This window comes from Leucobacter manosquensis, assembly GCF_018304845.1.
In the GTDB taxonomy this organism is placed as follows: domain Bacteria; phylum Actinomycetota; class Actinomycetes; order Actinomycetales; family Microbacteriaceae; genus Leucobacter; species Leucobacter alluvii.
Window position 1 is genome coordinate 2811072 of record NZ_JAFEVO010000001.1, and the last position, 18753, is coordinate 2829824.

The following is an 18753-nucleotide window of genomic DNA, read 5'->3' on the forward strand; positions in this document are numbered from 1 at the left end:
GCATCGGACATGGCACAGAAGTCGAAGGCGTACCGCGCCGCTGCCGAGAAGATTCAGGCAGACAAGTTCTACACTCCCGCTGAGGCAGTCGCCTTGGCGAAGGAGACCGGTTCCACCAAGACCGACACGACCGTCGAGGTCGCCGTCAAGCTCGGTGTGGATCCCCGCAAGGCGGACCAGATGGTTCGCGGCACCGTGAGCCTGCCCCACGGCACCGGCAAGACCGCGCGCGTCATCGTGTTCGCGGTGGGCGCTGCTGCTGAGGCAGCAATCGCTGCCGGCGCCGATGAGGTCGGCGGCGACGAGCTGATCGAGAAGGTGGCCGCAGGCTACACCGACTTCGATTCGGCTGTCTCGACCCCCGAGCTCATGGGCAAGGTCGGTCGTCTGGGTAAGGTGCTCGGCCCCCGCGGCCTCATGCCCAACCCGAAGACCGGCACCGTGACTCCGGACGCAGCCAAGGCTGTGACCGAGATCAAGGGCGGCAAGATCGAATTCCGCGTCGACAAGCACTCCAACGTGCACTTCATCGTCGGCAAGGCATCGTTCACGGCCGAGCAGCTCGCTGACAACATCAACTCGGTGCTCGACGAGATCTCGCGTCTGAAGCCGTCGTCGGCAAAGGGCAAGTACGTGCAGAAGGGCGCCGTTTCGACGACCTTCGGCCCGGGCATCCCGCTCGACGTCTCGGGTCTGTAAGCAGAACCGTTCACGTCAGCCCCCGGCCGCACAGCGGTCGGGGGCTGACGTGTCTCCGCCGCTGTGGATAAGGTCCTCCGTGCGCTTCGCCTCGATTAGGATATTCACGTGACACACTGCTCCCCAGCCGCTGCAGCGCACCGACGCGCGCCGATGCAGTGCAGGCCGATTGCCGCAGGGGCGGCTCGTGCCTGAGCGCGCCCCAGTCGGCGCGCCCTCGATCCCGGGGTTCAGCTATGTGCGTCCGCTGGGGTCGGGCGGCTTCGCGCAGGTGTTCCTGTACGAGCAGGACATGCCGCGCCGCCTCGTGGCGGTGAAGGTGCTGAACGGCGCTGCGAAGGGATCGGCAGCCGTCGAAGAACTGCGGGAGGTCTTCGAGAGCGAGGCCGACGTCATGGCACGCCTGAGCAGCCACCCTTCGGTGGTCTCGATCTACCAGGCGAGCATTTCGCTCGAGGGGCACCCGTATCTCGCCATGGAGTTCTGCCCCGCTTCGATGGGGGCGCTCACCAAAGGGCAGCCGGCGCGACTCCGCGACGTGCTGGACGCGGGTGTGCGCATCGCCGGGGCGCTCGAGACGGCGCATCGAGCCGGTGTGCTGCACCGCGACATCAAGCCCTCCAACGTGCTGCTCACGACGCTCGGCCGCCCGGCGCTCTCCGATTTCGGCATCGCCCAGGTACTGGGCAGGCGCGAACTCGACGGGGAGATGGCGATGTCGATCCCCTGGTCGGCCCCCGAGGTGGTCGGATTGCAGAGCACCGGCAGCGTCGCGACCGAGGTGTGGTCGCTCGGCGCGACCCTCTACTCGTTCGCCGCGGGCCGGTCGCCGTTCGAGCTCGCGGATCGCTCGCAGAACTCCCGTTCGAAGCTCACCGAGCGCATTTCGAAGGCGCTGTACCAGGCGATTCCCGGTGCGCAGGGGTACGAGCGCTTCGACGAACTCATCGCGAAGGCGCTGCGGAAGAACCCGCACGAGCGATACGCCTCGATGGCGGAGTTCGGTGAGGCACTGCAGCAGCTGCAGCGCACGTTCGGCTACGACGTGACGCCGCTCGAGATCGTCGCGGAGGCCTGGCTGCCGCGCGCCGAAGCGGTGCCGGCTGGCACTCGCGGCCCCGTCGTGAGCACCGTCGGCCGCGTGACGCGCGCCGAGGCGCGCGCTGAGATGCTCGCGCAGCGTCGAGGCACGGACGACGACGGGCTGATCCTCGATCGACCGGCATCACCCTGGCGCGCCGGACTCATCGGAGCCGGAGTGGCCCTCGCCGTCGTCGCCGGCGCCGGGAGTGTCATCTGGGCGATGAGCGGCGGTGCCGGGTGAGTGCGGCGCCGAGCGAGGGGCGCGAGAGATTTCGGCGGCTGCAGTGGTGGATCGCCGGCGTCGTCTCGTGCGCGCTCATCGCCACGGTTGCGGTGATCGCGAACGGGTACGACGCCCGTGAGACCCCTCGCGCAGAGCCCGGCGTGTGGGTGGCTCGCGAGGCCGGGCAGTATGCGCGCGTCAACACCGACACGGGTGAGATCGACGTCGTACGCAAAGTGGCCGACCCGAGCGGCGTGCTGCAGTCGGGGGCGAGTGCCGCCGTGCTGTCGCACGGCAATGGTCGCGCGTGGCCGCTCGACGCAGGAGACCCCGTAGACCTCGGGGACCGCGCCGGAGCAGGCCAGGATGCCGCGACCGATGATGCCGAAGCGGCCGGCGTTGACAATGACGGGGCGACTGCCTCTCGGGTCTCCGACAGCGAAGCCGCCGACGACGCGGCATCGGAGGGCGCGGCAGCGGCGGTGCGCCTGCCCGACGGCACGCGGGAAGTGGTGAGCGCCGGGCGGTTCGTCGCGGTGCGCACCGAATCCGGCGCCGTCTACGCCGGTGAGCTCATCGCCGACCCGTCGATGACCGCGATCGGCGGGCCGGGCGGCTCAGCCGCCGACCTCTCCGGTGATGACCGCGCACTCGCCGATCTCGAGTCCCGCTTGACGTCGCTCGAACGCGTTGATCCTCTCGTGAACGAGGGAGCAGACGATGCGGGCGGCGATGCGGAGGCGGACACCGACGCCGAGAGCGTCGACGGCGGCTCGTCGTACCGCGCCGCCGCGATCGCCGTGACCGACTCGGGCCGAATGGCGCTCTTCTCGAGCGACGAGGACGCCGTGCGGGAATACGAGGTCTCGCGTCGGGAGTTCGTCGGCGGTGCAGCCGAAGTGCCTGCTGCAGCCGGTGACGCCCCTGCACCCCAACTCGCCCTGGTGAGCGGGGACTGGGTGCTGCTCGACCCGGAGAACGGTGAACTGTGGCGCGAGGGCGCCCCGGCGACGACCCTCGAGCTCGATGGCTCGGCGAGGTTGCAGGCCAGCGGTGGCGATGGCACCCGGGAGGGCCGCACGGTGCTGATCGCCGACACCAGCGGCCTCACCGCGGTGGACACCGAGGGGGCCGCGGAGCGCGTCGTCGAGACCACCGGTACGCCGGCGCAGCCCGTGTACATCGGGGAGACCGCCTATGCGGCGTGGATCGGGCAGAACTCGGGAGCGCTCTGGACCACCGACGAGGGGGAGAAGCCGCTCGTGCTCGACGATTCGGCACGGGAATCGGGCGACCTGCTGCCGGTGATCCGCTCGAACGGTGAACGCGGCGTGCTCAATGAGATGCGCACTGGCATGCTGTGGACGCTGCCAGGAGGCGAGCTGATCCCGCTCTCGCAGTGGACCATCTCAGATCCGCCGAAAGAGGATCGCGGCACGGTCGTCGTGGAAGACGTGACCGAGCAGGTGCCCCCGACCGCTGTGGACGACGCATTCGGAGTGCGCGCGGGGGAGCCGGCCCCGCTCCCCGTGCTGCTGAACGACTTCGACGCGAACAAGCGCGATGTGCTCACGATTGTGCCGGAATCGATCGGCGAGCAGGGTCTTCCCGAGTCGTTCGGTGCGTTGCAGCTCATGCCGGACGGGCAGTCGCTCACCGTGCAGCCCGCCGCCGACGCGAGCGGCAGTGCGACCTTCACCTATCGGGTGACTGACGGCGGGCTCGTGTCTGAGCCGGCGACCGTCACCCTCACCGTCGCAGACGAAGACGTCAACACGGCGCCCGCATGGTGCCCGGTGGAAGGCTGCCAGCGCGAATGGCGCGTGCCGTCGCTGGCCCCGGGCGGCACCCTCGTGTACCCCGTTCTGGAGGGCTGGGTCGACCCAGAAGGCGATGTCATGACGCTGGCTGCGGCTGAGGCTGTGCGGTCGGAGGATCCGGTGCGTGCGATCGTCACCGCTGACGGGCGTCTCGGCATTCGGCACACGGATCCGAATGCCGGCGCCTCCGACGTCGCCCTGCGCGTCACCGTGCGCGACGGCCGTGGTGAAGAAGCGCAGCGGGAGCTGACCCTCGCCGTCGACCCGAGTGCGACACCCGAGTTCACGGCGACGGCGACGACCATTCAGGTGGGCCGGACCGCGACCGTGCGACCGCTCGATCGAGTTGCCGGCGGGTCGGGCTCGTTCGCGCTGCTCGACGCCACCGACCCGAGCGGCGCCGTACAGGTCGCGCCGCAGCCGACCAGCGGTGCGGTCGAGATCAAGGCGGCCGCAGCGGGTACCGCGGCCGTCACCGTGACCGTGCGCGACACCGTTACCGGCGGCGAGGTCACCGGGCAGCTGCGCGTCACCGCCACTCCCGCCGGACCACCACTCGCGCTGCCGGCACTGCGCGCGTTCGTGCGACCGCTCACCGACGCGACGGTGGAGATACTCGATGCGATCCCCGGTGCCGCCTCTCGGTCGCTCTCGGTGGCCGGCGCCGACGTCGCCGACGGCGACCTGCAGGCCGACATCATCGATCATGCGCAGGTGCGCGTCGCGGGTAGCACCGCGGATGGCGGTGCCGGCCGGATCGGTTCCGTCGATGTCACCGTCGCCGAGGGAGAGGCGCGGGCGGAGGGCAAGCTCACGGTGTTCCAGGTTCCGGATACGGGCGCCACCGGTGCGATCGCGGTGGCAGATTCCGCGACCGTCCGCGCCGGTTCGGTCGTCGACATCCGTGTGCTCGACAACGACGTGGCGGCCCCCGGAGAGCGCCTGCTGCTCGACCCCGAGATCGTCGGGTCTGGAACGAAGGGTGAGCTCGCGTTCGCTTCTGGCAACGTGCTGCGATATCTCGCACCGAAGCAGCCGGGCACCTATCGACTGAGCTACACCGCGTACGGGGCGAGCGATCCGGCTGCAGGAGACGTGGGCTCTGTGATCGTGACAGTGCTGCCCGACGGCTCGAACCGCGATCCCGAGCCCGCCGCGGTGACGGCGCGCGTCAGCCCCGGCTCGACGACGCAGGTGCGCGTGCCGCTCTCCGGGGTCGACCCGGACGGAGACCGAGTGCGTCTCGTCGCGGTCGACACCGACGCCGAGGCCGCCGTATCGGCGACCGTCAACTCGGCGGGCAACGGATTCGACATCGCGGCGCTCGCGAGTGCGACCGCGGGCTCCGTGCAGCTCTCGTACACCGTCCGTGATGCGCAGGGAGGATCGGGCACCGGCGCGCTCACGGTGATCATCGTGCCGTCCGCGGAATCCAGCGCGATCGTCGCGTCGACCGACTACCTCCGTCTGACGCCGAAGAGCGACCCAGCAGTGGTGCGACCGCTCGACAATGACATCGATCCGTCCGGCGGCAAGCTCACGATCGAGTCGGTCGTGCCCAATGTCGCAGGCGGTGCGAACAGCAGCGAAGCGAAGCAGCTGGCCAAACGACTCGACCTCTCGAAGCTCTCTGAGGGGCGCGTATCCGTGCAGCCCGGCGACGATCTGGGCGCCGTCTCCTACCGGTACACGATTCGCTCGGAGACCACGAAGAGCACCGCCGATGGTCTCATCGTCGTGCACACGTCCGAACGCGTGGGAGCGCAGGCCCCGACCATCAGCGACACAGTGCTGAACGTGCGCGATCGCGCGGAGCTCGCGGCCGGCGGCGTCGACGTCGTCACCGACAAGGTGCGCTGGGCGACCGGCGACGTGTCCACTCTGCGGATGTCGCTGTGGGCTGGCTCTGGTGAGGGCTACCGGGTCTCGGGTTCGAAGATCTCGGGCGAGTACCGGGCGAGCGGTGACACGGTGGTCTTCAAACTGTCGGGTACCGACGCGACCGGCCAGGACGTCGCATCGTACGGGCTCCTCATCATGCCTCCGCTCGACGAGCTGCGGCTCACGCTCAAGCCCGATCTGCAGCCCATCAAAGTCGATGAGAACGAGCAACGGGAGGCCGCCGTCGGCGACCTCGTCGACATCGGATCCGGCGATCGCGTCGAGCTGCGCCGCGAGCCGTTCGCTGTGGGGCGTGCGCAGGCCACCTGCGAGGCGGTATCAAGCGACCGCCTGCGATACTCGGCCGGTCGCGAAGCTCCGTGGAATGACACGTGTCTCATGCAGGCGCGACTCGTCGGACAGAAAGCGTGGACGACGCTGCCCGTACCCGTCGTCGTCGTGCCCGACGAACCGTCGGTGCAGGCAGCGCCGCTGACGCGCACCATCGACCCCGGCGCGGACGCGAAGATCGAACTGGCCGACATGATCACGTGGCAGGGCGGCCGCGAAGGCGACGTGTCGAAGTTGAAATTCGACGTGTCGGGCGGCAGCTCCTTGTTCACGGTGTCGCAGAGCGGGGCATCGCTCGCGGTCGAGGTCCGTGCCGACGCGGTCCCCGGGAGTCAGGAGTCGCTCTCGGTGTCGGTGAGCGGCGCCGGAGAATCCCGCGCCCCGTTGACGCTGCGCGTCGGTCAGGCGCCGCGCGATCTGCCGAAGGGCGCGACCGTCGCGCTGCAGTGCACCGTCGGGAGCGACTGTCGCGCTGAGCTCGTTGGCGTCTCCGGTGAGCACGACCCCTTCGCGGGCAAGAGCGGCGGTGGGCTCAAACTTGCCGCAGTGAGCGGTGCCGGGTGCTCGTACGGCAGTTTCACGCGCGTCGGCGACTCCGGCGTCTCGGTGTCGTGGCCGGGAGGCCCCGAGATCGGCGGCACGTGCCGCGTCGGCTTCACCGTGGTGGACGCCCAGGGGCGCACCGGCGAAGGCGTCATCGAGTTCGACGCGCAGGGGATCCCGAGCCGGCCCAGCATCCAGCAGACCGGGTACACGGCCGATAGCGCCAGCTTCACGGTGACGCTCGGCGGCAGGGCAGCGCACCCCGACGTGTCGGGCGTCACCCTCTCGGGCGGTGGCTCGACGAGCTGCAACGCGGTCGGCGGCTCCTCGTTCCAGTGCGTCGCCACCGGGCTCGCCAACGGCGAGAAGCACGAGTTCACCGCCGTCGCAGTGAACGGCGTCGGCTCGTCCGCAGCATCCACCTCGGTGACCGCGTGGGCGTACGCAGCCCCTGCCGCCCCGAAGGTCACGGTCGAGTCGATCAAGAACCCGGGGAACCAGGATCAGTCGACCGGTGGAGTGCGACTCTCGGTTTCGGGCTCGAACGACACCAGGCAGTTCGCCGTTTCATACCGGGGCGTCGACGGCGGCACGATCGACGGCTCGCAGGGGAGCCGGGACTACCCCGGGCTCTCGGTCGGGCCGATCTCGTTCACGGTCACCCCGACGACCAAGTTCGACGTTCCCGAGATCGGCGGCGGATCGAACACGGGCGCCGCGGCGCAGGGCGACGGGTTCGTCATCGGTGCTCCGCGCTTGAACAGCGCCACTCTCACGAGCACCGGCGACACGTCCGCCGCCGTCGGCGTCGATGCGGCCGGTGCGCACACCGGAGAAGCCGTCACCACGAAATATGCGATCGCGCGGGCGTCCCAGAGCATCGGCAGCTGCACGGACGGCGGCCAGAACTCCCCGAACTTCACGGGATTGCAGAAGTATCGCTGGTACCACGCGAGAGTGTGCATGCAGAGCGAATACGGAGTGAGCGTCGCGGAGACAGGCCGAACGATCATCGGTCGCGAACTGGACGCCCCATCGGTGCGATTCACCATCGCTCAGGACCCGGTGGTGAGCGGTACGACGGCGACGTACGATTTCGTGAAGAACGGAGATGAGATCGCGCTCGAGATCACGAAAGCTGATGGAGCCGAACTGCGCTTCAGTAACACGGGTGATGCGAGGTTCGTCTTCGAACCCGGGATGACCGTGATGCAGTGCGCCGGTGACCCGAACGACGGCGGCAGCTGCTCGTCGAGCTCCGCAGTTCAGTGGCGGAATGCGCCGAACCCGATCACTGTTCAGCTCAAGCCGGACCCGGGCGTCTGCTACGACGCGTCGAATCCGCCGAACGAATCAGAGCTGCGCGAGATGTTCACCTTCACCGGTGCAGATCCGCAGTACGCCCGGCCGCAGGCGGGCACCGCGGCGGGCACGAATATGCCTGTCGCAATCTCCTGGGGCGGCTGGAGCAATCCGTACCAGCTCAACGCAGCGACCATCAACGTCCCAATATGCGCAGCGCCAACACCGCCGGACCCGGGCGGCGATCCCGCCCCGGAGACTCCGCCGCAGACCCCGTAGTTCTCGTCCGCACGCACCACGTTTCGACCCGCCCCGCCGAAGGAGCCGCATGACCTCCCAGCCGCAGACCTCAACCCACGCCATCACGCCCGATCAGGCGCAGTGGGTCGCGCAGCTGTTCGCCACCACGGCCGACGCGATGGAACAGGCGATTCATGGCAAGCGCCGGGTGGTCGAGCTCGTGATCGCCTGCGCGCTCGCCGGCGGCCATGTGCTGCTCGAAGACGTGCCCGGGACGGGAAAGACGGCGCTCGCACGAGCGCTCGGTCAAGTGATCCAGGGCACCACCTCACGGGTGCAGTTCACCCCCGACCTGCTGCCCGGCGACATCACCGGCATCACCGTGTTCGACCAGCGCGTGGGCGCCTTCGAGTTCCATCCCGGTCCTATCTTCGCGAACGTCGTGCTCGCGGACGAGATCAACCGGGCGAGCCCGAAGACGCAGTCGGCGCTGCTCGAGGTGATGGAGGAGGGGCGCGTCACCGTCGACGGCACCAGTCACGACGTTGGCAGTCCCTTCCTGGTGATCGCCACGCAGAACCCGGTCGAGCAGGCCGGCACGTATCGGTTGCCGGAGGCGCAGCTCGACCGCTTCATGGTGAAGACCTCGATCGGCTACCCCGATCAGGCCGCGATGACGCGCATCCTGCAGGGTGATCGCCTGCAGCAGCACCCGCTTGCGCCGGTGGTGAGCACTGGTATGGTCACCCAGGCGCAGGAACTCATCAGTCGCGTGCACGTCAGCCCGCTCGTCGCCGAATACGCGGTGCGTCTGGTCGAGGCGACGCGGCGAGCGAGCGAGGTACGTCTCGGCGCGAGCGTGCGCGGAGCGCTGGCGCTCGTGCGCCTCGCCTCCGCGTGGGCGGCGGCGAGTGGGCGGCACTACGTCACGCCCGATGACGTGCGCGATCTCGCGATGCCCGTGCTGACCCATCGCCTCGTGCTCGAGCCGGAGGCCGAATTCGACGGGGTCACCGCGGCCCAGATTCTCGGTCAGATCATGCTCGATATCGCAGCGCCCCAGGAGAACGGCACCGCGTGAGCCTCGACACCTCGCGCGCCCCGGTTTCGAACACCGGAACGGGAACGCGTGGCGGCACCGCCACGCGGTTCGGCGACACCGTGCAGGGCACCGGCCGCGGTGTCACGCGTCGGCGTCGCGCGGCCCGACGCTGGTGGCGTCGCAATCGCCGTCGTCTGCGCCGTCAGTGGCGCCGCGTGCGTGAGACGGTGACGCCGACGGGCTATTTCGTGCTCGGGGTCGCGGTGCTCTCGGCGGTGCTCGGCGCGACGCTCGGCTGGGTCGAGGCCTGGTTCGTCGCGATCGGTTTCGGCGTGCTGCTGCTGGTCGGCCTGCCGTTTCTCCTCGGTTCGCGGGCCTACCTGATCCGCATCACCGTCGATCGGCTGAGAGTGGTCGTGGGCGGCGAGGTCGCGCTTCGCGTGGAGGTCGAGAACGCCGGTGCGCGCCCTGCGCTGCCGGCCACGGCTGAACTGCCCGTCGGAGAAGCGCTCCGCGAGATTCCGATCCCATTCATCGGGCCGCACGCCACCGCAGCGGTGCCGGTGGGAATCCCTGCGGTCTCCCGCGGCGTCATCGAAGTCGGTCCGCTGACCCTGGCGCGCCGTGATCCGCTCGGGCTCGTGCGCCGTGAAATCACTTGGCGCGACCGCCATCTCGTCCACGTGCACCCGCGCACGGCTCGACTGCCGCAGGGGTCGGCGGGGCTCGTGCGGGATCTCGACGGTGCGGCCAGTCGTCGTCTCACCGATTCCGATCTCTCGTTCCATGCCGTGCGCGAGTACGTGCGCGGCGACGCGATGCGACACGTCCACTGGAAGTCGACGGCGAAGACCGGAACGCTCATGGTGCGCCAGTACGAGGAGTCGCAGACGGCGCGCGCAGCCATTCTCTTCGACGCGTCGCGCGAGGAGTACGCCAGTGATGAGGAGTTCGAACTCGGCGTGAGCATCGCAGCGTCCCTCGGGCTGCAGGCCGTGCGCGAGGGGCGGGAGCGCTTCATCGCATCGCAGTGGGCCCCGGGACGTGTCCGTCCGAGCATCGACGGTCTCGAAGAACTGCCGTCGAGCACTCCGGCGCAGCTGCTCGACGCGTGGGCCGAGCTCGAACCCGCCGTCGACGCTCTCCCGATCGAACGGCTCACACGGAGCCTCGCAGAGTCGCGGCGCCCGCTCTCCATCGTCGCGGTCGTCACGGGTTCGGTGCCGGATCCGGCGCGCCTGCGCCGCGCCGCCGCAGCGTTCACCGAGGACGTGCGCGTGCTCGTGGTGCGGGCGGAGGTGCTCGCCGATCCTGCTGCACGATTGATCGACAACTGCACCATGTTCACGGTCGGTGCGATCGGCGATCTCCCGCAGCTGATGGTGCGAGGGGGTCTGTCGTGAGCGACATCCCATCCGAAGCAGGGCCGCGTCGTGCCGCTCGCGGGGCCGCCTTCGCGCGCCTCCGCTCCCCGAAGCCGAAGCGCGAGCCGCGCGCTCGCCGCCCGGCTCGGGGTCGCCGCACGCGCACGAGCCCTGCCCTCGTGGCGGGTGCGGCGGTGCTCAGCGCCGTCGCCGTCATCGCAGGCGCACTCTCGGTCATGCCGATCTATCGCACTCCGTGGGTGTGGCTCGTCGGCGGTGTGGCTTGGGCATCGGCCTTCGGCATCGTCTGGCTCGGTCGCCGCCTGCGATGGGGAGTCGGCACCGTCGCAGCCCTCATCGGCGCCTTCGTCGTCGGAGTGGTACCGCTCGCCGTTCCGAGCGCACTCGGCACCGGCCCGCTGGGACTCCTCAGCGGACTCGTCGATGGTCTGGCGACCGTGACGCTCGGGTGGAAGCAACTGCTCACCCTCACGCTCCCCGTCGGCATCTATCAGGCCGTGATGGTGCCGTGGTTGCTCGTCGCCATGGGAGCGACGGCGATGAGCGCGGCTCTGGCACTGCGCGGGGGCCGTCTTGCGCCGCTCGCTGCCATCCCGACGCTCCTCCCCGTCGCCTTCGGGGTCACCTTCGGCTCGTCGCAGGTGAGCGCGCCCATCGAACTCGGCGCGTTCACCGTCACGGCTCCTCGAGAGCTCGCGCTCTGGGCGGTCGTCTGCGTCGCCGGGGCGATCTGGGTGGCGTGGTCTTCGGGGATGGGTCGCCGGCGCGCCCTCCGTCTCGGTCGTTCCGCGCAGCCGGCCGAGGGTGCGGGCGGGGTTCGCCGCAACGCGGCGGTGCGCGCGATCAGCGGAGTGCTCACCGCGCTGGTCGCTCTCGGGATCGGCGCCGCCGTCGCGCCGCTCGCGAACGCCGACCGAAACGTACCGCGAGACCGCGTCGATCCCCAGCTCGTGGTGCGCGAGCAGACCAGCCCACTCGCAGGGTATCGCGCCGCGAAACGCGACGAAGCCTTCGCTGCGCCCATGTTCTCGGTGCGAACCGAAGGCGCAGCTCCCGCGAGGCTGCGCATGGCGGTACTCGACGGGTACGACGGCGTCGACTTCTTCGTCGACGCCGGCCCCGACGGGCGCTTCACTCGCTTCCCCAGCGGCGAACCGGTCGACGACCCCGTGACGGTCTCGGTCGAGATCGCAGAGGGATACGACGGCATCTGGTTGCCGGTCGCCCCGCCACTGGCGGCGCCGCTCACGTTCGACGGGCCGCGATCCGGCGCTCTGGGAGACGCCTTCTACGTCAACCGCGCGAGTTGGGCAGCGATCGCCGTTCCCGGCGGTCGCGGCGTGCGCGCCGGCGACGGCTACACCGGCGAGATGAGCGCTGCCGCAGATCGCGAGCCGAGCGGCGCCCCCGTGCAAGACGCGCCGTTGATCGATCTCGAACGCACCCCGCAACTCGCGCAGTGGCTCGACGCGCAACAGCTGCCGACGACGATGGACGGACTGCTCGAGGCGATCCAGCGTCTGCGCGACCGCGGCTACTTGAGTCACTCGCTCACCGATGGAGCGGGCGAACGCGAATGGCTCGAGACCGCCGCGACGGAGTACGGCACCAAGTTCGTTCCGAGTGCGGGCGGCCATTCGATCGCGCGCCTCGAATCGCTCTTCCTGCAGCTCAACGAGCAGCAGCGCGCCGCCGGTGAGGGTGCCGACGAACGGGCTCTCGTGGCGGGCATCGGCGACGACGAGCAGTTCGCCGCCGCCGCCGGCCTCATCGCTCGGGCGATGGGCTTCGAATCACGGGTGGTGCTCGGCGTCCGCCTCGGCGATGACGACGACGCCGGCGTGCCAGGCGTGCCCGCCTGCGCGGAGGTGTGCACCGGGGAGCACCTCGCGGCGTGGGTCGAAGTGCGGGGCGACGGCGGAGCATGGGCGCCGGTCGATGCCAGCCCGCAGGTCGAGACGCCGCCGAGCACGCTCGAACGCGGCGAGCAACTGCCGGAGTTCCCGTCCGTTCCGGAGGAGCGCGATGCGAGTCAGGCTGATCCGCCCTCTGGCACGAGCGGTGACGCGAACGAGCCGGCGGACTCGACCGACCGGAACGCGTTCGCCGCGCTCTGGCCGGTGCTGCGCGCGGTCGGCTTGTCGCTGCTCGCGCTCGTGCTGCTCGCCCTGCCACTGCTCTTCCTGCCCGTCGCGAAGCGGCTGCGCCGCAAGCGTCGCCGGGCCGCCGCCTCGCCGGAAGAGCGGGCGCTCGGCGCCTGGGACGCGTTGATCGACGGACTCGCCGACACGGGCCGCGTCGCCGCAGAGCCCGGCAGCCGCCGGGACGTGATGGAGCAGCTGGGCGTGCCATCGGGCTCGTGGCTCGCGTGGACCGTCGACCGGGCGGTGTATTCTCACGAGGGAATCGAGGGAAGCGACGCCGACCAGCTGTGGACGTTGGTCGATGAAGAACTGGCGGCACGACGAGCGGAACTCGGGATGTGGAAGCGCCTGCGCGCCGAATACTCGCTGCGCTCGCTGCTGCCATCAGCACGTACACGACGCGTCGCGCGCCCGCTGCGACGCGCGAACGCAGGAGGACGATAATGCGAATCGGAAATGCGCCAGAGGTGACCGCTGCCGTGCGCACCGACCCCGGCATGCTGCGGGCCGTGAATGAGGATTCGGCGCTCCTGGAGTTCCCGAGCTACCTCGTCGCGGACGGAATGGGCGGGCACGAGGCCGGAGACCAGGCGAGCCGCGCGGCCGTCGACGCGTTCGCGTCAGTGATCCGCCCCGGCGAGCTGTCGACCGTGCGCGATGTCGGCCTCGCGCTCGAGGCCGCCCGCGAAGCGGTCAGCAGCATCGCCGCTGACCGGGAGCGGGGTGCGGGGTGCACGCTCACCGGGGCGGTACTCGTGCGCCACGAAGGCCGCGCCTGTTGGCTCGTGCTCAATGTCGGCGATTCTCGGGTGTACCTGCACCGCGGCGCCGAGCTGCACCAGGTGACGATCGATCATTCTCTGCGCGACGAGATGATCGCCGGCGGGGCGAGACTCGACGCTCTGCCCGGTCGGAACGTCATCACGCGGGCCCTGGGGTCAGCCGACACCACTGCCGACAGCTGGTTGCTGCCGGTCGAAGACGGATCGCGGCTGCTGATCTGCTCGGACGGGCTCACCACTGAGGTCGACGATCAGCAGCTGCGCGCCGCCCTCACGATGGGCGGGCAGCCCGAGGCCGTGGTCGAGGAGCTCGTGCAACGCGCGAACGAGGCAGGCGGGCGCGACAACATCACGGTGCTCGTCGTCGATGTGCTCTCCGGCGGTTCGGCGTGGCACGTGACCTCCGATCCGGGGTCGGAGGTCGACACCGAGAGCGAGGACGATCGCACGCTCACTGCGACCGTGCCGAGGCGCGCGCAGTGAACGAGTCGCGGGAGCCGAGCGACGAGACGGTGGTCACCCCTCGGGTCGAGCCCGTCGAGGCGCCTGACGAGACCATCGTGACGCCCCGTCGCGCCCGGCGGGAGGCGACGGACGAGACAGTTGCCGTGTCGGGCGCGTCGCAGTCCGAGCGTCACGACGAGACCATCGTGACGCCGCGGGCGTCGCAGGCAGCATCGGCGGCGCCCGCGACCCCCGCAGCACCCCGCGCCCTATCGCGAAACCCGGCGCCGCCCGTCGACGAACCGGCTCCCCTCGAACTCCCGCCCGAACTCGCAGCCCGCATGTTCAAATCGCCGCTCGACGCCAGGTACCGTGTGCCGGAGGCGCCGAGCCCGGCACCCGACCATGCGCTGCCCCGCCGAGGGGTCAGCCCCGCGCTGCCGGTGATGACCTCGCAGCGTTCCGGCCGCCGCTCCGCTTCGGGCACCGACACTGACGCGAATTTCGGCCCGCCGCCGGAATCCCGCCCGGCGCCGCCCCCGGCGGATCGCACGGGCGTGCGATCGACCGCCCGCGCGAACCGGCGTTTCGGCATCGGAGCGGTCGTGGGGTTCGGGAGCAGCCTGATCGTGGCGGTCGGCGGGCTCTGGTTGGTCGCCGTACTCGCCTTCGGCTGACCCTCCGATCCGGACCGCCGGGGCAACGGCGAGGGTCTCTCAGCGAGACGCGGAGTCGTTGCGCGGGCGGCGGCGCAGGATCGCTCCGAGGCCGAAGAGGGACACGAGCCCGGCGGCGACGACGGCGATCGCAGTGATGAACGCCGCGTTCCCCGGCTCCGCCGGCTCGGGGGCGACGCGCGTACTGCTCGACGAGAAGGCCGCATCACTCGTGTCGGCGAACGGGCTCGTGGGTCCGCGCGTGGTGGAATCCGGGCGCAGGTCGAGTGCGGCAGCGGGGCGGATCACGCCCCACCCCACTTGGTCGTCGCGGGCGTCCGGGTTCGACCGCGCGGCGGTCGCCATGAGTCGATACGCCCATCCCTCGGGGCCTTCATCGGGGTACTCCTCCGCGAGCAGCGCGGCCGCGCCCGCCGCGTACGCGGTCGCGAAGCTCGAAGACGGGGCGTCCGGCGCGTAGCGGCAGTCGCCGCCGCCGGTCGATGTGGTGAGCACGTCCTGCCCGGGAGCGGCCACTTCGATGTGCTGGCCGTGAATCGAATCCGAGGTCGGCAGACCGTTCGCGTCGACCGCGGTGACGGAGAGCGCCCCGGGGTACGCCGCCGGGAAGCGCGGGGAGTCTTCGGTGTTCTCGGTCGTGCTCCGGTTGCCTCCGCTGGCGACGACGAGGGAGCCGCTGGCCGCGGCGTTCGCGGTCGCATCGCGAAGCGCAGGGGTGTCGACGTCATCGCTCAGCGCGACGACGATGACCTGCGCGCCGAGGTCGGTGGCGCTGCGTATCGCCTCGGCCAGACGCTCGGCGTCGGGCCCGAACCCCGCCCGTTCGCTCTCCTCGTCGGTGCCGCGGAAGATGCGCAGCGACACGATCCTCGCATCCGGCGCGAGGCCGACCGCGCCGGAGGTGTCGGCGGGGCGGGCGGCGATGACGCCGGCGAGCGCAGTGCCGTGGCCCTGAGGGTCGCCGAGACCGTCCGGCCGCTCCCCGTCGCTGATGAGCGACGTGCTTCCCGGCGCGAATGCATCGGCGAGCTGCGGCCGTGACACGTCGACGCCGGAGTCGATGACGGCGACGGTGACGCCCGCCCCGGTCGGCGCGGCCGCCCCGGTGTCCGCGGTGCCCTGGGGAGCCCAGCCCATCGCGGCGAACGCGCTCGGTGGACCGGGCAGACGCGCCATCACACCGACGCCGCACTCCTCAGCAGCGGATGCCCGGACCGGCGCGACGACGTCGGGGGCGGCCATCAGCAGACCGGAGGCGATGGCGGATGCCAGCGCGAGAGCGCCGACGCGTCGGAGCCCCCCGCGATCCGGAACCGCGCGGCGTCGGCTCATCACTGCGCCTCCGGTGTCGCCCCTGCGGCTTCCGGTGTGAGCGCGGGTCCGGCGGGCAGGAGGAGGATCCAGGGCGCCGGCACGGTGGTGATGTCGCTCGCCGTGTAGCCGAGTCGTGCCGCGCCCGAGGCGGGGTCGCCCGGAACCGCGTAGGCGGTGCCGCCGCCGTCGACGAGGGTGAGCGTGCCCGCCGCTCCGCCCCGCACGAGAGCGCCGCCGTCCTCCGAGACGGTGACGCGCGTGTTGCCGGTCTCGGTCACCGCTTTGTCATCCACGCCATCGCGGTCGTCGATCGCCGATCCGCCCTCCGCGAGTGCTGTGCGCTGCTCGTTCGCATCACCCACGAGCGTTGCGCAGGGTGCCGTGGTACCGGTCAGCGGGGTGAGCGTCTGCTGCGGCCAGTCATCGGCGCCAGCCGCATCGGCCGAGGGCAGGACCCCGATCTCCGCCGGACTGATCTCGACCTCGTCGCCGAGCGCACCAGCGCCGCCGCCGAGCAGGTAGAGGCGGTAGGCGAGGTCGCTCAGCCGCGAGAGCGATCCATCGGCCGTGAGCAGGTAGCGTTCGGAGTCGCCGCCGCCCGTGGGGCGGATCACCGATCCAGCTGGCAGGTCGACGCCCTCGATGGTGCCGCGTCCGTCGAAGGTCAGCGGCTGCAGATCGGAGCCGCGCGTGAAGAGTGCGAGCCATTCGCCGCGCACCTCGACGGTTGCGGCGGCGTCGAGACCGATCGCTCGGAGCACGGCCGTGCGATCCTGCTCGGGCACCAGGTAGCTCGTTCCGCCCGAGACGACGTAGGTCTCGCCGTCGCGCTCGACCACGATGCCGCTGCCGTCGGCCGCCGCTCGCATCTGCTCGTCGCCCACGTGCACGGATGTGGCGCCGGGAGTGGCGCAGGCCGCCCATCCGGTGCCGTCGAGATGACTCGTCTCCGGCAGCGTGTCGGGGGCGCCGAGAATACCGACCGTACCGCCGATCGGTATCCCTTCGAGTGCGCCCTGCTTCACCGTGACCACACCGAATTCGCCCTCGGGAATCGCCATGCGGGCGCTCACGGTGTTGATGACGGGGTGGAGCTCTCCCGCGACGCTGATGTACCGGGCGCCCGTGTCGCTCGCGACGATCAGACGATTGTTCTCCCAGCCGCTCGGCAGCTTGGGCTGCATGAGCCCGATGAAGACTCCGGCCAGAATCACCATCGCGGTCAAGGCGATACCGGCGAATACCGCTCGCAGCGGCTTCGCCGGTTCCAGCTCCTTGCCACCGGGAGCACCGCCGATGAAGGCGGACAGGAGCCTAGCCTTGCTGAAGTTCTGCGCCTCGAGCAGGTCCTTTTTCGTCGCCACGGGTTACGCGAGCCCTGCGGTGATCGCACCGAGCGGGAGCAGCAGCGCCAGCAGGACGACCTCGATCGTGTCTCCCAGCGTCGTGATGCGCATGCGCGCGCGTTCGCTCAGCAGTGTGAGGCCGGAGACCAGCCCGGTGGCGATCAGCAGGCCAGCGAGCAGCATGGGGGCCTGCTCTCGATGCGAGAGGATCGCGGCCACACCGGTCACCGCGAGGATCGCGGTGCCGCCCGCGAGCAGCACGATGACGGAGGCGCGACGCGCCGACTGCCGGGACTGGAACATCAGGACGGCGCCGCAGATGAGGGTGAGCACCGTCCCGATCCAGCTGGAGCTCGCCACGACAGGGGTGGCCACGAGCACGGCGATCGCGAACGCGATGCGCAGGGCGACGAGCAGTCGGTGCCCGGCGTCGACTCGGGCGGCGACGCGTTCGGGGTCGACCGGGGGCGGTGGATCGAACATCTCGTTCTCGGTCATCGGCGAGATAACACGAATGCGGGTGCTGCTGAGCGTGAGCCAGGGGAGCGCCCCGGCGAGGAGCCCGGCACAGGCGACCATGATCGCGTACGGGCCAGACGGGTCGACGCCCGTGATGCCGACGATGCCGGCCGGTACGACGAGCGCGAGACCGAGCGCCACGGGGAGGAGCAGCATCTCAGCGGGTTTCGTCGCGAGCAGGAGCGCAGCACCGCCGCCCGCCATCAGCCCGAGCCCGGCTGCCGCGAGTGCGAATCCCCACAGGGGCTGGTTCTGCGCGATGAGATATCCGGTGAGACCGGCGAACGTCGCCGCAGCGAGGCCGAACCCGAGTCCGGCCTCGTGCTGACGGATGCGGCACAGCGTGGCGGTCAGGGCGAGCAACACGAGGGTGCCGACCCCGGCGATGATGGCCGGCAGGTACGACGTGGAGGGTTGCAGGGCGAGGAGGATCGCGCTGAGCGCGACGAGCGTCAGGCTGACGGCGGTGGCCGTGCGAGCGGCATCCTCCGGCCGCCAGGCCGTGTGATGGGCGCTGGTCGCATCGATCACGGCTTCGACGACATCGTCGTACCGGCGGGGGACCGCCACCAGCTGGCCCCGCGTGAGCGTGAGTATCTCGCCTTGGTCGACGCCCTGCGCGATCGCGCCGCGCGTGGGATCGAGCTCCGAGCCGTCGGCGCGTGTGAGACGGTAGCCGCCGTGCAGCAGCGTGGCGTCGAGTACCCCGAGACCGCGTGCGACGCCGGGCAGCACCTCCAGGAGGGGCAGGCGACCGGGTATCGCGAGGTCGACTCGGCGCTCAGCATGCACGACCGATAGCCGCACTACGGCGCTCGTGTCGGTCGCTTCTGCGCTCACGTACTGCCTCCCCATCCGAATGATCGGGCTTTCCCCAGGTTCCAGCAAGCATCCTAGTGCGGATCGGGCCTCTCCGTCCCCTCGATCGCATTCCGCAGGGCGGCGCTACACTTGCTGG

The 18753-nt window shown here is 70.5% G+C and carries 11 protein-coding genes; 8 read left to right on the forward strand and 3 right to left on the reverse strand.

The window, feature by feature from the left end:
* The first annotated feature begins 9 nt into the window (after positions 1–9).
* The 8 genes from rplA to JSQ98_RS13180 all read left to right on the forward strand — a co-directional run bounded on the left by rplA (position 10) and on the right by JSQ98_RS13180 (position 14616).
* Complete coding sequence (rplA, locus tag JSQ98_RS13145) at positions 10–699, forward strand: 50S ribosomal protein L1 (protein ID WP_090146657.1); 690 nt, start codon at positions 10–12, stop codon at positions 697–699.
* Between the two features lie 187 nt (positions 700–886).
* Positions 887–2023, forward strand: a complete 1137-nt coding sequence (locus JSQ98_RS13150; RefSeq protein WP_090146660.1) for a protein kinase domain-containing protein — start codon at positions 887–889, stop codon at positions 2021–2023.
* The gene (locus JSQ98_RS13155; RefSeq protein ID WP_211650070.1) at positions 2020–8181 is read left to right on the forward strand and encodes an Ig-like domain-containing protein; all 6162 of its coding nucleotides are present in this window, start codon (positions 2020–2022) and stop codon (positions 8179–8181) included. Before JSQ98_RS13150 ends, JSQ98_RS13155 begins: the two co-directional genes overlap by 4 nt.
* A gap of 49 nt (positions 8182–8230) precedes the next feature.
* Positions 8231–9223, forward strand: a complete 993-nt coding sequence (locus tag JSQ98_RS13160) for an AAA family ATPase (RefSeq protein ID WP_211650072.1) — start codon at positions 8231–8233, stop codon at positions 9221–9223.
* Entirely contained in the window at positions 9220–10587 is a 1368-nt protein-coding gene (locus JSQ98_RS15445; protein ID WP_090146666.1) for a DUF58 domain-containing protein, read from the forward strand. The genes JSQ98_RS13160 and JSQ98_RS15445 overlap by 4 nt, the downstream gene beginning before the upstream one ends.
* Complete coding sequence (locus tag JSQ98_RS15450) at positions 10584–13157, forward strand: transglutaminase domain-containing protein (RefSeq protein WP_346728798.1); 2574 nt, start codon at positions 10584–10586, stop codon at positions 13155–13157. The genes JSQ98_RS15445 and JSQ98_RS15450 overlap by 4 nt, the downstream gene beginning before the upstream one ends.
* Positions 13157–13978, forward strand: coding sequence for a PP2C family protein-serine/threonine phosphatase (locus tag JSQ98_RS13175; RefSeq protein ID WP_200330108.1), 822 nt, complete (start codon positions 13157–13159; stop codon positions 13976–13978). The genes JSQ98_RS15450 and JSQ98_RS13175 overlap by 1 nt, the downstream gene beginning before the upstream one ends.
* On the forward strand, positions 13975–14616 hold the full coding sequence (locus tag JSQ98_RS13180) for a hypothetical protein (protein WP_211650074.1): 642 nt from the start codon (positions 13975–13977) through the stop codon (positions 14614–14616). The genes JSQ98_RS13175 and JSQ98_RS13180 overlap by 4 nt, the downstream gene beginning before the upstream one ends.
* Before the next feature lie 39 nt (positions 14617–14655).
* Here the strand turns inward: JSQ98_RS13180 and JSQ98_RS13185 are convergent, their stop codons facing one another.
* The 3 genes from JSQ98_RS13185 to eccD are packed head-to-tail and all read right to left on the reverse strand — an operon-like array spanning position 14656 to position 18635.
* Positions 14656–15948 (reverse strand): S8 family serine peptidase, encoded by a 1293-nt coding sequence (locus tag JSQ98_RS13185; protein ID WP_211650076.1) that lies wholly within the window; start codon positions 15946–15948, stop codon positions 14656–14658.
* A complete protein-coding gene (gene eccB, locus JSQ98_RS13190; protein WP_211650077.1) occupies positions 15948–17294 on the reverse strand; it encodes a type VII secretion protein EccB in 1347 nt (448 codons plus the stop codon). Before eccB ends, JSQ98_RS13185 begins: the two co-directional genes overlap by 1 nt.
* 3 nt (positions 17295–17297) lie before the next feature.
* Positions 17298–18635 (reverse strand): type VII secretion integral membrane protein EccD, encoded by a 1338-nt coding sequence (gene eccD, locus JSQ98_RS13195; RefSeq protein WP_346728799.1) that lies wholly within the window; start codon positions 18633–18635, stop codon positions 17298–17300.
* Positions 18636–18753: the final 118 nt, after the last annotated feature.

Coding starts and splice junctions, on each gene's coding strand:
- rplA (WP_090146657.1), top strand. CDS start 10: ATGGCACAGAAGTCGAAGGCGTACCGCGCCGCTGCCGAGAAGATTCAG.
- JSQ98_RS13160 (WP_211650072.1), top strand. CDS start 8,231: ATGACCTCCCAGCCGCAGACCTCAACCCACGCCATCACGCCCGATCAG.
- JSQ98_RS13175 (WP_200330108.1), top strand. CDS start 13,157: ATGCGAATCGGAAATGCGCCAGAGGTGACCGCTGCCGTGCGCACCGAC.
- JSQ98_RS13185 (WP_211650076.1), bottom strand. CDS start 15,948: ATGAGCCGACGCCGCGCGGTTCCGGATCGCGGGGGGCTCCGACGCGTC.